This window comes from Shinella sp. CPCC 101442, assembly GCF_024704725.1.
In the GTDB taxonomy this organism is placed as follows: domain Bacteria; phylum Pseudomonadota; class Alphaproteobacteria; order Rhizobiales; family Rhizobiaceae; genus Shinella.
On sequence record NZ_JALIQS010000009.1, the window covers coordinates 72,904 to 85,920 of the forward strand.

Annotated in this window: 11 protein-coding genes; 4 read left to right on the forward strand and 7 right to left on the reverse strand. The window is 64.4% G+C overall.

What is annotated here, in order from left to right; genetic code table 11:
• Positions 1-64: 64 nt before the first annotated feature.
• On the reverse strand, positions 65-1,315 hold the full coding sequence (locus tag MUO32_RS24915; RefSeq protein WP_069061049.1) for an ABC transporter substrate-binding protein: 1,251 nt from the start codon (positions 1,313-1,315) through the stop codon (positions 65-67).
• A gap of 341 nt (positions 1,316-1,656) precedes the next feature.
• On the opposite strand from MUO32_RS24915, the gene MUO32_RS24920 reads away from it, so the two are divergent.
• Positions 1,657-2,700 (forward strand): LacI family transcriptional regulator, encoded by a 1,044-nt coding sequence (locus tag MUO32_RS24920; RefSeq protein WP_374708723.1) that lies wholly within the window; start codon positions 1,657-1,659, stop codon positions 2,698-2,700.
• 47 nt (positions 2,701-2,747) lie between these two features.
• Here the strand turns inward: MUO32_RS24920 and MUO32_RS24925 are convergent, their stop codons facing one another.
• The 5 genes from MUO32_RS24925 to MUO32_RS24945 are packed head-to-tail and all read right to left on the reverse strand — an operon-like array spanning position 2,748 to position 8,689.
• Entirely contained in the window at positions 2,748-4,253 is a 1,506-nt protein-coding gene (locus MUO32_RS24925) for an aldehyde dehydrogenase family protein (protein ID WP_257951067.1), read from the reverse strand.
• Entirely contained in the window at positions 4,253-5,032 is a 780-nt protein-coding gene (locus tag MUO32_RS24930; protein ID WP_257951068.1) for an enoyl-CoA hydratase/isomerase family protein, read from the reverse strand. The genes MUO32_RS24925 and MUO32_RS24930 overlap by 1 nt, the downstream gene beginning before the upstream one ends.
• The gene (locus tag MUO32_RS24935) at positions 5,025-6,638 is read right to left on the reverse strand and encodes an acyl CoA:acetate/3-ketoacid CoA transferase (protein ID WP_257951069.1); all 1,614 of its coding nucleotides are present in this window, start codon (positions 6,636-6,638) and stop codon (positions 5,025-5,027) included. Before MUO32_RS24935 ends, MUO32_RS24930 begins: the two co-directional genes overlap by 8 nt.
• A gap of 6 nt (positions 6,639-6,644) precedes the next feature.
• Positions 6,645-7,646, reverse strand: a complete 1,002-nt coding sequence (locus tag MUO32_RS24940; protein WP_257951070.1) for a Gfo/Idh/MocA family protein — start codon at positions 7,644-7,646, stop codon at positions 6,645-6,647.
• Positions 7,643-8,689, reverse strand: a complete 1,047-nt coding sequence (locus MUO32_RS24945) for a LacI family DNA-binding transcriptional regulator (RefSeq protein WP_257951071.1) — start codon at positions 8,687-8,689, stop codon at positions 7,643-7,645. The genes MUO32_RS24940 and MUO32_RS24945 overlap by 4 nt, the downstream gene beginning before the upstream one ends.
• A 361-nt stretch (positions 8,690-9,050) precedes the next feature.
• Between MUO32_RS24945 and MUO32_RS24950 the strand changes: the two genes are divergently transcribed.
• The 3 genes from MUO32_RS24950 to MUO32_RS24960 all read left to right on the forward strand — a co-directional run bounded on the left by MUO32_RS24950 (position 9,051) and on the right by MUO32_RS24960 (position 12,004).
• Positions 9,051-10,217, forward strand: a complete 1,167-nt coding sequence (locus tag MUO32_RS24950; RefSeq protein ID WP_257951072.1) for a dihydrodipicolinate synthase family protein — start codon at positions 9,051-9,053, stop codon at positions 10,215-10,217.
• Positions 10,218-10,306: 89 nt separating this feature from the next.
• A complete protein-coding gene (ung, locus tag MUO32_RS24955; RefSeq protein ID WP_257951073.1) occupies positions 10,307-10,996 on the forward strand; it encodes a uracil-DNA glycosylase in 690 nt (229 codons plus the stop codon).
• A gap of 33 nt (positions 10,997-11,029) precedes the next feature.
• The gene (locus MUO32_RS24960; RefSeq protein ID WP_257951074.1) at positions 11,030-12,004 is read left to right on the forward strand and encodes a squalene cyclase; all 975 of its coding nucleotides are present in this window, start codon (positions 11,030-11,032) and stop codon (positions 12,002-12,004) included.
• A 24-nt stretch (positions 12,005-12,028) separates the two neighbouring features.
• Here the strand turns inward: MUO32_RS24960 and MUO32_RS24965 are convergent, their stop codons facing one another.
• Positions 12,029-12,979 carry a nucleoside hydrolase gene (locus tag MUO32_RS24965; protein ID WP_257951075.1) on the reverse strand — a complete coding sequence of 317 codons (951 nt, stop codon included), beginning with the start codon at positions 12,977-12,979 and terminating at the stop codon, positions 12,029-12,031.
• Positions 12,980-13,017: the final 38 nt, after the last annotated feature.

The window sequence follows — 13,017 nt, forward strand, 5'->3', positions numbered from 1 at the left end:
TTTGCCGCGACGTTCAAGTTCCCTCTCCCCAGCGGGGAGAGGGTAGGGTGAGGGGGCTAGCCCCTTACTTCGCGGCCTCGACGGCGGCCTTGAGTTCCGTCACGGCTTCCTCGGAGGAAAGCTCGCCGTTGAACTGGCGGGTCACGACGTCATAGATCGCGTTCTTGACGGAGGCCGGATTGGCGTGGCCGTGTGCCATGGAGCCGAACAGCGAGCCGTTGGTGTTGGCTTCTGCGAGGTCCTTGATGGCTTTCTTGCCGCAATCGTCGAAGGCTTCGTCCGAGACGTCGGTGCGGGCAGGGGCAGAGCCCTTGACCACGTTGAAGGCCGACTGGAAGGCCGGGCTTTCGATGGCGGTCGCCATTTCGAGCTGCGACGGGATCTTGGCGTCGGCAACCTTGAACATCGCGAACTGGTCGGAGTTGAAGGTGACCGAACCCTGCGTGCCCGGGAAGCGCATGCAGACGAAGTCCGTGCCCGGCTTCTTGCCGGCCTTGATGAATTCGCCCTTTGCCCAGTCGCCCATGAACTGCACGCCGGCCTTGCCTTCGATGACCATGGCGGACGCGAGGTTCCAGTCACGGCCCGAGAAGTTGTCGTCCACGTAGGAACGCAGCTTCGTCATGCGGTCGAAGGCTTCCTTCATCTGGGCGCCGCCCAGCGTGTCCGGATCGAGGTCGATGAACGCCTTCTTGTAGAAGTCGTTGCCGAAGGACAGCACGACCGCGTCGAAGATCGTCGCGTCCTGCCACGGCTGGCCACCATGGGCGACCGGCGTGATGCCCTGTTCCTTGAACTTGTCGAGGAGAGCAACAAGCTCGTCCCAGTTCGCCGGCTCCTTGCCGCCCGCCTTGTCGAGGGCTGCCTTGTTGACCCAGACCCAGTTCGTGGAGTGCACGTTGACCGGGGCTGCGATCCAGTGGCCGTCATACTTCGAGAACTGCTGGAGCGCGGTCGGAATGACCTTGTCCCAGCCTTCCTTGGCGGCGATGTCATCGAGATTGCCGAGTGCGCCTTCCTTGGCCCAGTCGAGAATATCGAAGCCGAGCATCTGCACCGCGGTCGGCGCATTGCCGGCCGTGACGCGGGCGCGCAGCACCGTCATGGCTTCCGTGCCGCCGCCGCCGGCAACCGGCATGTCGGTCCAGGAAATGCCCTTGGCTTCCAGATCCTTCTTCAGAACGTCAAGAGCGGCGGCTTCGCCACCCGAGGTCCACCAGTGCAGAACCTCGACGCCTTCCGCTGCCTTGGCGGACATGCCGCCCATCGTCATCATCACCGCAGCGATTGCGGTGGTTGTTAGAAACTTGCGCATCGTATTCCTCCCGTTTGCAAGTTCGAGGGCGAGAGCCTCCTCCCGCCGATTTCCCCGAGGCCCTTGAAGGCGTCGGAATTTCGTTTGCGGCTCAAAGTGCCGCGCCAATTTAAAACGTTGTAAATTTGCGGAGTCAAGCCACCCAAGGCGTCGGCCGCGACTGCTTTCGCAAATGCGGTAAATTCGGGCAGTTTAGGCGATTGGCGCAAATTCGGGCGCTTGCTGCGCTGCACGGAAAACGTTTTAAATTCTGTGCGGTGCAAGATTGCTAGAGGCGTAGCGCGTCGGTATGGTGCCGCCGATCGACGCCCGCCATCCAAAGAAACGCACCCGTGTCCCGCATCGAAAAGCCCGCCGACAGTGAACCCGCCCGCAGCCCGTCCCGAGCCGGCAAGCCGACGCTGAAGACGATTGCCGAAATGACGGGCCTGGCGATCACCACGGTCTCCCGCGCGCTCGGCAATGCGCCGCAGATTTCCGAAAACACCCGCCGGCGCGTGCATGAGGTCGCTGCCGAGATCGGTTACCTGCCCGACCGCGCCGCGCAACGCCTCAAGACCGGCCGCACGAATGTCATTTCCGTGCTGCTCGATCCGCACGAGGAAATTCTGGGCTTCGGCACGTCCATCATGCATGGCCTGGCACGCGCGCTCCAGACGACGCCCTACCATCTCATCGTCACGCCGAATTTCCTCGACGGCAGCAATGTCGATGCCGTCAACTACATCATCCGCAACGGCATGGCCGACGGCCTGATCTTTTCGCGCACCGAGCCCTTCGATCCGCGCGTGCGGCTGCTGCTCGAAAACGGCTTCCCCTTCGTCACGCATGGCCGCACGGAATTTTCCACTCCGCACGCCTTCGTCGACTATGACAATTACGCCTTCGCCTACGAGGCCACCAGGCGCCTGATCGTCAAGGGCCGGCGCAAAGTCACGATCATCCTGCCGCCGAAGCGCCTGACCTTTCACCAGCACATGCTGCACGGCTTCATGACGGCGGTGCGCGAGGCCGGTATTGCTTACGAAATTCCCGACACGCTCGATCTCGACAGTCCCGCCGACATGATCCGCGACTATGTGCGCCGCCGCAGCGGTGAGCCCGATCCGCCGGACGGTTTCGCCTGTCCCGGCGAAGTCTCGGCACTTGCCACCATCACCGGCATGAGCGACCAAGGTTTTACCCTCGGCACGGAATACGACATCGTCGCCAAGCAGACCTCGCTGCTGCTCAGCCAGATCCAGCCCAAGGTCGAGACGATCTACGAGGACCTCAAGGCGGCCGGCGAGGCGATGGGTCAGCTGCTCTTGCAGCGTATCGCCGGCGAACCCGTCGAGGACCTCACGATCCTGCAAAGCCCGCAGTTCGGCTTCCCGACGCCCTGAGCGGGCGGCAAAGCCGATCCCATCCATGATTGTCGGGAAGGGTTTTGTCATCGCGGCATCCACCAGCCGGTGCGGGCGCCCATGTGCATGTTGAGCGTCTTCGTCTCGGTGTAGTCCTCCACCGCGTGGCGGCCGAGTTCGCGGCCGAGGCCGGACTGGCGGTAGCCGCCGAAGGGCAGTTCGGACGCGCCGTCCATGAAAGTGTTCATCCAGACCGTGCCGGCGCGCACCTTGCGGCCGACGGTCAGGCAGGTGTCGAAGTCGCGGCTCCACACACTGGCCGACAGGCCGTAGTCGATGGCATTGGCGATGCGGATCGCCTCTTCCGTCGTCTCGAAGGTCAGAACCGAAAGGACAGGACCGAAGACTTCCTCACGGGCGACCGCCATGTCGGGCAGTACGCCCGAGAGGATTGTCGGCGCCATGAACTGGCCAAGGCCGAGATCGAGTGCTTCGCCGCCGAGCGCCACCGATGCGCCGGCCTTCGCCGCGTCGGTTACGAAAGCGCCGATCTTTTCGAGATGCTGCGGCGTAATGATTGCGCCGAGCTGGGTCGTCGGGTCCAGCGGATCGCCGACCTTCACCTTGCTCGCCAAGTCCGCAATACGCGCCGTCACTTCCGAAGCAATCGACTTGTGCAGGATCAGCCGCGAGCCGGCATTGCAGCATTCGCCGGCGTTGAAATAGGCGCCGAAGACGGCGGCGTCGATGAATTCGTCGAGGTTCGCGTCGGGGAACACGATCTGCGGGTTCTTGCCGCCGAGTTCCAGCGAGACCTTCTTCAGCGTCTGTGCGGCATTCGCCATCGTCAGGCGGCCGACGCCGGTGGATCCGGTAAACGAGATCATGTCCACGTCGGGATGCGTCGTCATCGGCGCGCCGACCTCGGGGCCGGTGCCGGTGAGGATATTGACGACACCGGCGGGCACGCCTGCTTCGATGAGGATTTCGCCGAGCACCAGCGTCGAGCCGGAGGTGAGCTCCGACGGCTTGACGACCGTCGTGCAGCCGGCGGCGAGCGCGAAGGGCAGCTTCTGGCTGACGATCAGGAAGGGGAAGTTCCACGGCGTGATGATGGAAACGACGCCGATCGCCTCGCGCAGCACGACGCCGAGCGTGCCTTCGCCGAGCGTGTTGTAGCTTTCGCCGTGCAGGTCACGGGCAAGGGCTGCGGCATAGCGCCAGATATCGGCAGCACCGCCGAGTTCACCCTTGGCCTGGCTGATCGGCTTGCCGCTCTCGATGCAGTCGAGGAAGGCCAGTTCATCGGCGCGCGCGGCGATGAGGTCGGCGGCCTTCAGGAGAATGTTGGAGCGCTCGGCGCCCGTCATGGTCGGCCATGGACCGTGGTCGAAGGCCTTGCGGGCGGCTGCGATGGCGCGCTCGGCATCGGCCTTGGTGCCGGCCGGGTAGCGGCTGACCACGATGCCGTGGCCCGGTGCCACGCGTTCGAGCACGGGGCCTGCGCCTTCCGTCCAGACGCCGTCGATCAGCATGCGGAAATCGCGTGCCTTGAAGTTTTCCAGCGCCTTCGGCTTCACATGCGCGGTCATTACCATTCTCCCTTGAACTCTGCGAGGCGTTTACCCGTGAAGGCGGCGACGCCTTCCTTCAGGTCCCCGGTCTTGGCGACGAGGATCGAGCCCAGGGCCTCCACCGCCGCACCATTGTCTTCGCCGTTCGCCACGGCGATCATCAGTTTCGAGACTTCCGTTGCCGCAGGCCCCCGGGCCGCGATGCGCGCGGCATAGGCCTTTGCAGCCTCGACGGCGGTTCCCGTTTCCACAACCTGATCGACGATGCCGAGCGTCTGCGCCTCCACGGCGGTCAACACCTCGCCGCCGAGCAGCATGCGCCGCACGGTCTGCGCGCCAAAGCGCTTCACCAGCCGCTGGGTGCCGGACCAGCCCGGAACCATGCCGAGGCCGGCTTCCGGCAGGCCGATCTTCACCTGCGTTTCGGCGATGCGAATATCGGCGGCAGCTGCCAGTTCCAGCCCGCCGCCGAGCGCGTGGCCGTTGACGGCGGCGATCAGCGGCATGCGCAACGTCGCCAGCCGTTCGAAGACCCGGTGGCCGAAGCGCACCCAGGCATGGCCGAATTCATTGGCTTCCATGCCGGCCCAGGCGCGGATATCGCCGCCCGCCGAAAAGGCCTTGCCTTCGCCGGTCAGGATCGCGACGCGCACGGCAGCGTTCGCCTCGACCGCGTCGCAGGCAGCGGAAAGCTCCTTCAGCATGTCGATGTCGAAGGCATTCGCCTTTTCCGGCCGCGCGACGGTGATCGTCGCGACGTCGCCTTCGACGGAGATGCGGATACGCGGCTCAGCCATGGTGTGCTCCTGCCAGCTGGCGCGGTGCCTTCTGTGGCAGCGTCAGGCCGATCGGCGCATCGGTGAACAGCGCGGCATCCATGACCTTCAGGTCCGGCGAAACAATGAGGTCGAATTCCGACTGGTCGAGGATGTGCGCCTGGAGATCGACGCCCGGTGCGATCTCGGTGAGCACGATACCCTCCGGCGTCAGCTTCAGCACGCAGCGCTCGGTGACATAGGTGATGTCCTGTCCCTGCGCCACGCCGCGCGGGCCGGAGAAGGTGACGTGCTCGACGGCGTTGACCAGCTTCTTGAGCTTGCCTTCCTTCTCGATCACCAGCTTGCCGCCCTCGACGGCGAGCTTGGCGCCGGCATTGAACATGCCGGAGAAGACGATCTTCTTCGCCCGTGCCGTGATGTCGACGAAGCCGCCGGCACCCGCCGTCACATGCGGCCGGAAGGAGAGCTTTGACACGTTGACCGAGCCGTCCTTGCCGATTTCCAGGAAGGAAAGCAGCGAGGCATCGAAGCCCGCGCCCTGGAAATAGGTGAACTGGTAGGGCGAGGGCATGAAGGCATCGGCATTCGACGCGCAGCCGAAGGCGAAATCGAGCAGCGGCACGCCGCCGACGGCACCCTGTTCGATCACCCAGGTGACGGCGCCGTGCAGCCCCTCTTCGAGAAGGATACGCGGCACGTTGGCGGAAATGCCGAAGCCGAGATTGACGGCGCTGCCGGCCTGCAGCTCCTGCGCCACGCGGCGGGCGATGACCTTCTGGATGTTGAATTCCGGCACGCGGAATGTGTCGAGCGGCCGGAAGATTTCGCCGGAGATCGCGGGATCGTAGAGCGTCTGCGTCGTCTGCTTCTGGTCGGGATCGACCACGACGTAGTCCACCAGCATGCCGGGCACGCGCACATCATGCGGTTTCAGCGAGCCTTCCTTGACGATGCGCTTGACCTGCGCAATGACGATGCCGCCATTGTTGCGGGCGGCGAGTGCCTGGTCGAGGCCGCCGAGATAGGCGCCTTCGTGTTCATAGGTCAGGTTGCCGCGTTCGTCTGCCGTCGTGGCGCGAATGATCGCCACCTGCGGCGCGATCGCCTTGAAATACAGCCACTCCTCACCGGCGAAGGTGATTTTTTCGACGACCGGGGTCTTCGCCGCCGAAGCGTTCATCGCGCAGCCTTCGCGGCTCGGATCGACGAAGGTTTCGAGGCCGACCTTGGTGATCACGCCCGGGCGCTTGGCGGCGGCCTCGCGGTGCATGTCGAAGAGAATGCCGGACGGGACGTTATAGGCGGCGACCTCGTCGCTGCCGATCATCTGCCAGATCAGCGGCGGTTCGGACGAAGAGGGGCCGGACGGGTAGGAGCCGCCGATGATCGTCTTCAGCAAGCCCTTTTTCGCGATGTAATCCACGCCCTTGATGCCGCTCATATCGCCCGCCGCGATCGGATGCAGCGTGGTGAGGTTCTGCGGATGGCCGGTCTCGTCGAAGCGCTCGCCGATCGCCTTCAATGTCAGGTCCGGGCAGCCGAGGCCGGAGGAGGAGGAGACCGAAACGACGGCGCCGTCAGGGATCAGGTCTGCGGCCTGGCGTGGCGTGATATGCTTGCTCATGGTCTTTTAGAGTCCAGGTTCGATGCTGACCGTGCGGCCCGTGCGGGCCGCCTCGACGACCGCCAGCCCGGTGGCCAGCGACCAGACGCCGTCCTCGCCTGTGGCCGAGGGCTGTCCCTTGCCGGCAATGGCCGCATGAAAGGCGGCAAGTGCCGTTTCGTAGAGGTTGCGATGATCGAGCGGCAGCTCCTGCTCGCCATTCGCATCGCGCAGCGTCACGGTGCCGGCGGCGCGCTGGCTCATGACGTTGCGGCCGATCAGCGAACCGTCCGTGCCGTGCACTTCCAGGCCGGTTTCGGCGTATTTGGTGGTGAAACCATCGTGGAACTGCGCGATCACGCCGTTCTCGAAGCGCAGCACACCCATCACCGCATCTTCCAGCCCGGCCTTGCCCATGCCGCCGGCCTGCGAAAAAGCGATCGCTTCCACCGGATTGGCGTCCAGCACGAAGCGCAGCGTGTCGGCGTCGTGCACGGTGATGTCGAGGATCACGCCGCCGCCGGCTTCCGGCTTGTCGAGGCGCCAGCCCTGCAGGTGTGGCGGCAGGTAGACGGCATGGAAGACGCGGGCCGACAGCGGCTGGCCGATGCGGCCGGCCTTGATCGCCGCGCGCATGGCACCGTGCGTCGCCGCATTGCGCAGGTGATGGTTGGTCGCCATGACGACGCCGGCGTCCCTTGCGGCCTTGACCATGCTGTGGGCATCCTCAAGCGACATCGCGAGCGGCTTTTCGCAGAGAATATGCTTTCCCGCCTTGGCCGCCGCCAGCGCCTGGTCGCGGTGCAATTCGTTGGTCGTCGAAATATAGACGGCGTCGATGTCGGGGTCGTTCAGGAGGTCGGCGAGCGTGGTGACCGATTTCGCAATGCTCTGCGCATCCGCATAGGCCCTGCCGCGCTCGGCATTCGTGCTCATCACGGAGACGATTTCGCCGCCCGTCGCGCGGATCGCGCCGATCACCCATTCCTTGGCGATTGTGCTCGCCCCGATCAAACCCCACCGTGTCATGCCGAAATCCTCCTCGTCTTGTCGCTCGATCCGGCGCCGCAGCTCTGTCGCACGACGAGGCGCACGGAACTGACGATCGCCTCGGGCTCTACGCGGCCCGCATTGATCTGTTTCAAAAGCAGTTGCGCCGCACGCCGGCCCATGCCCTGCGGGTCGACGGAAACCGTCGTCAGCGCGGGTACTGCGGTTTCGGCCTCGATCACGTCGTCGAAGCCGACCACGCCGAAATCGCGACCGGGCTCCTTGCCGGCGGCCCGCAGGCCATCACAGACGCCGAAGGCGGCCGCGTCGTTGAAGCAGAGGGCGGCGGTCGGCGGTTCGGGCAGCAGCAAGGCGCGCTCGATGGCCGCGACACCGCCGGCGCGCGATGCCGTCGTGGCGATGACGAGGGAATTCGGACCCTCAAGCCCGCCCTCCGCCAGCGCCTCACGCCAACCCTGGACACGCTCGGTAAACACCGTGGTGTTCGAGATGCCGCCGAGGAAGGCGATGCGGCGATGGCCGAGCGCGATGAGGTGGCGCACGGCATCCTTCGCGCCGGCATAATTGTCGGAAAACAGCGTCGAGACCTTGGCGCCGACCACGTTGCGCACCACGGCGACGACCGGAATGCCGCTTGCCACCAGCGGCTTCAGGTCGGCGGCTTCCGTGCCGCGGGCAGGTGAGAAGATAAGGCCGGCAATGCCATGCTCGCGCATGGAGGCGATGACCTCGCGCTGGCGATCGACGCTTTCGGCGGAGTTCGACAGGAACTGGACATAGCCGGCAGACTGCATGACCATGTCCATGCCGACGGCGAGTTCCGCGAAGAAGGAGTTGGTGAGGTCGTTGACGATGATGCCGATGATGCGCGAGGAGGCGGACTGGCGCAGGTTGGCGGCACCGCGATTGTAGACATAGCCGAGCTCGCGAATGGTGGCGTTCACCTTGGCGCGGGTCACTTCGTTCACAAGCGGGCTTGCCTGCAGGACGAGCGATACCGTCGACTTCGACACGCCGGCAGCGCGCGCAATATCGATGACGGTCACCCGGCCTTTGTTCACGATCAGTCCTCCCTGTGCGAGCTGCTATGTGCTCGCTTGTTGGGTGCAGTTAATTGGATCGTTCCAAATTTGTCAAGTGCGTTTGATGAAGATTGAAGGCATATGTCGGCCCGGTCTTCTAGTTGGGCAACATTCTCTCCACCCGTCTTGGCGGACGTGTTTTGGCCAATCCCAACCCAGGCAGAGCCTGATTTGAGCTTGATGCGCTGGGATAGGCAGGGCGGACGAGGGGCCGCGGCAGTTTCCTGTCCTGTCATTTCATCAGGGGGCGGCCTGCCGACAATTGGAGTGCTCCAAAAAATCGCACTTGAAATTTGGAACGATCTAAATTATTGCCCTGAGAAACCCTTGGGAGGATTTCATGCCGATCAACCTTTCCCTGCCGCGTGCCGATGGTGGCGTCGAAGCCTACGCTCTCGTGGGAACGCCTACGGCGCGTCCCGCCGGCGTGCCCGTCTTCAGCCGTATCGCCTATGCCGCGGCCCATGTGGTATCGGACCCGCGTCGCGATACGCGCCCTTGGGAGGCGCCGGCCGTCGATTGGGATGCCACCATGGCCTTCCGCCATCACCTCTGGTCGCTCGGCTTCCGCATCGCCGAGGCGATGGATACGGCGCAGCGCGGCATGGGGCTCGATTGGGCTGGCGCACAGGAGCTGATCCGCCGGTCGCTCGCGGACGCCAGGACGGTGCCGGGTGCCGACCTCGCCTGCGGCGCCGGCACGGATCACCTGAACCCGGCCGATGCCCGCTCGCTGGACGATGTGATCGCGGCCTATGAGGAGCAGGTCGGTTTCGTCGAAAAGCATGGCGGCCGGGCGATCATGATGGCCAGCCGCGCGCTTGCCCGTCTCGCCAAATCGCCGGACGATTACCGCAAGGTCTATGGCCGCATCCTCGGCCAGGCGAAGGACAAGGTCGTGCTGCACTGGCTCGGCGACATGTTCGATCCACAGCTGAAGGGTTATTGGGGCTCGGACAGTTTCGAGCCGGCGCTCGATGCGGTGCTGTCGATCATCGACGAAAATCGTGACAAGGTCGAAGGCATCAAGATCTCGCTTCTGGAAAACGCCAAGGAAGTGGCGCTGCGCGATCGCCTGCCGGAAGGCGTGCTGTGTTTTACCGGTGACGATTTCAACTATGCCGAACTGATCGAGGGCGATGGGCGCAAATACAGCCATGCGCTGCTCGGTATCTTCGATGCGGTGGCGCCGCAGGCCTCGACGGCGCTGGCTTCGCTGGCCGCCGGCGACGTTGCGACGTTCCGCTCGGTCATCGAACCGACCGTACCGCTGTCGCGCAAGATCTTCGAGGCGCCGACGCAGTACTACAAGGCAGGCGTTGTCTTCCTTGCCTGGCTGAACGGCCATCAAGATCACTTCACCATGCCGGCCGGCATGCAGTCCGCGCGCGGCGTGCTGCACTATGCCGACGTCTTCCGCCTCGCCGACCAGGCGAACGTACTCGACAAGCCCGATTTGGCCGCAGAGCGCATGAAAAGCCTGATGACCGTGCTCGGGGTTCGTTGAGATAGCTGTGGATGACCGGCCCTTTGGCCGGTCGTTCCGTCCATCCGGCGCTAAACTCCGCCTCCTCGAAAGCGTGACGGGAGCGGACGATGACGGATGTGAAGATCGGCGAAAGCTGGAAGGCGCCGCTCGCGGTGGAATTCTCCAGTCCCTACATGGCCGACCTGAAGACCTTTCTGCTGGAGCAGAAGCAGGACGGGCGGCGCATCTTCCCCAAGGGGCCTGAATATTTTCGCGCGCTGGACCTGACGCCGCTCGATGAGGTGCGGGTCGTCATTCTCGGTCAGGATCCCTATCACGGGGAAGGACAGGCGCACGGACTGTGCTTTTCCGTGCAACCCGGCGTGCGCATTCCGCCGTCGCTCGTCAATATCTACAAGGAATTGCAGGAAGACCTCGGCATTGCGCGGGCGAACCATGGCTTCCTCGAACATTGGGCCAAGCAGGGCGTGCTGCTGCTCAACAGCGTGCTGACGGTGGAAATGGGCCGCGCCGCCTCGCATCAGGGCAAGGGCTGGGAACGGTTCACGGATGCGGTGATCCGCGCCGTCAACGAGCAGGAAAAACCCGTCGTCTTCATCCTCTGGGGCTCCTACGCGCAGAAGAAGGCGGCCTTCGTCGATAGCAAACGCCACCTCGTGCTGCGCTCGCCGCACCCGTCCCCACTCTCCGCGCACAACGGATTTTTCGGCACGAAGCCGTTTTCCAAGACGAATGCCTTTCTCGAAAAACACGGCCGCAAGCCGATCGACTGGCAGTTGCCGGGCACGCCGGAATAGAAATCGGCGGCATGCGGTGATAGATTCTACCGCATGGCTCCCACCGGTTCCGTCATCGACTGGCTGCTCGCTTCGGATCCCGCGATCCGCTGGCAGGTGATGCGCGACCTCCTCGATGCGCCGGAAGCGGAATGGCAGGCCGAGCGCGCCAGGGTGGAAACCGAAGGCTGGGGCGCGCGGCTCCTCTCCCATCAGGATCAGGATGGCCAATGGGCCGGTGGCGCCTTCATGCCGGCCGGCTACACGCAGGAGAACTGGCGCGACCTCGGCCAGGCCTGGACCGCCACCTGCTTTTCCCTGCAGCAGCTTTACGACTTCGGCCTCGATCCTTCATCGGCACGGGCGCGGCGTACGGTTGATCTCATTGCGAAGAATTCGCGCTGGGACCATGACGGCCAGCCTTTCTGGGATGGCGAAGTCGAAGAATGCATCAATGCCCGCACGGTGATGGTGGGCGTCTATTTCGGTGTCGAGGTCTCGCCGATCGTCGAGCGGTTGCTGGGCGAACGGCAGCCGGATGGCGGCTGGAACTGCGAGCGCTGCAACGGCTCGCACCGCTCGTCCTTCCACACGACGATCAATGTGCTGGAAGGACTGCTCGAATACGAAAAAGCCAAGGGCGCCACGGCGAAAACGCACGCGGCGCGGGCAGCGGGTGAAGCCTATCTGCTGGAACGCGGTCTCTTCCGCCGCCTCGGCACCGGCGCGCCGGCCGATGAACGTTATCTGAAATTTCTCAACCCAAACCGCTGGCGTTACGATGTTCTGCGCGGGCTGGCGTATTTTCGCGCGGCGTCGCTGGCGACGGGTGCTGTGCCCGATCCTCGTCTGCGCGAGGCGATCGGCCATCTGCGCTCCCGGCAGTCGGACGACGGCACCTGGCCGCTCGACTGGACCTTGAAGGGGCCGGTCTGGTTTGAGATGGAAGTGCCGGGACAGCCCTCGCGCTGGATCACGCTTGGGGCTTTGCGCGTGCTGCGCTGGTGGGATGAAAACGCCGGCCGGTGACGGGCACCGGCCGGCGGTTCCCGGTTAGCGTACCAGCGTCTCGTCGAGCAGCGCCATCACCTTTTCCGCATCGATACCGATGCAGGCATGCTGGCTCGGCAGGTCGTCCCAGTTGCCGGGCGGGAAGCTGCGGGCGTCCGGCTTCTGGATCGTCTGGCCATCGGCAATGCCGCCGGCGACGACGCGGATCGCGCCACTGCGCGTCTCGAAGAGTTCGGGGGCGACGAGATAGACGCAGGCGCAGCTGTCATGCACCACCATGCCCTCGTCCTTCACATGCTGGCCGTAGAAATCGATGTAGAACTGCGAGATGTCGGAGAGCAATTTCAGGTGCTTGCCGTTCTGCGCCGTGAGGTCGGCCAGCCGCTTGCGCAGCATCACGGTCTTCATCGTCACGTCGAGACCGACGACGACCACCTTCCACGCTGCCCCCATCACGACGTCGGCCGCCTCCGGGTCGCCGTGGATATTGGCTTCGGCGGCGGGCGTGATGTTGCCGGGCACGTCGAAGGCGCCACCCATGATGATGACCTGCTTGACGAGACCGGCAATGTCAGGGGCTTCCTTCAGCGCATAGGCGAGGTTCGACATACGGCCGACGGCGATCAGCGTCACCTCGCCGGGATTGGCGCGGACCGTCTCGATGATGAAGCGATGCGCCGGGCGCGGGTCGAGCGGCAGGTCGATCGTGTCCGGCACGTCGATATTGCCGAGCCCGTCATGGCCGTGGATGAACACCGGCCAGTCGACCGGGTTGCGCATGGGATTGTAAGTCTTCCCCTCGCCGCGAGCGACAGGGGCGTCGATACCCCATTCGCGCTTCAGGAAGAGCGCATTGCGCGTCGTCGTCTCGATGGAGGCATTACCGAAGACGGTGGTGATGCCGATGAGATCGATCTCGGGGTGATTGTGCAGGAACAGCAGCGCCATCGCGTCGTCGACGCCGGGATCCGTATCGAAGATGACCTTATGCATGGTGGTGCCTTTCTTGTTGTTTTTGTGAGGAGATCGCG

Coding starts and splice junctions, on each gene's coding strand:
- MUO32_RS24915 (WP_069061049.1), bottom strand. CDS start 1,315: ATGCGCAAGTTTCTAACAACCACCGCAATCGCTGCGGTGATGATGACG.
- MUO32_RS24925 (WP_257951067.1), bottom strand. CDS start 4,253: ATGACCGCGCATGTGAAGCCGAAGGCGCTGGAAAACTTCAAGGCACGC.
- MUO32_RS24930 (WP_257951068.1), bottom strand. CDS start 5,032: ATGGCTGAGCCGCGTATCCGCATCTCCGTCGAAGGCGACGTCGCGACG.
- MUO32_RS24935 (WP_257951069.1), bottom strand. CDS start 6,638: ATGAGCAAGCATATCACGCCACGCCAGGCCGCAGACCTGATCCCTGAC.
- MUO32_RS24940 (WP_257951070.1), bottom strand. CDS start 7,646: ATGACACGGTGGGGTTTGATCGGGGCGAGCACAATCGCCAAGGAATGG.
- MUO32_RS24950 (WP_257951072.1), top strand. CDS start 9,051: ATGCCGATCAACCTTTCCCTGCCGCGTGCCGATGGTGGCGTCGAAGCC.
- ung (WP_257951073.1), top strand. CDS start 10,307: ATGACGGATGTGAAGATCGGCGAAAGCTGGAAGGCGCCGCTCGCGGTG.
- MUO32_RS24960 (WP_257951074.1), top strand. CDS start 11,030: ATGGCTCCCACCGGTTCCGTCATCGACTGGCTGCTCGCTTCGGATCCC.
- MUO32_RS24965 (WP_257951075.1), bottom strand. CDS start 12,979: ATGCATAAGGTCATCTTCGATACGGATCCCGGCGTCGACGACGCGATG.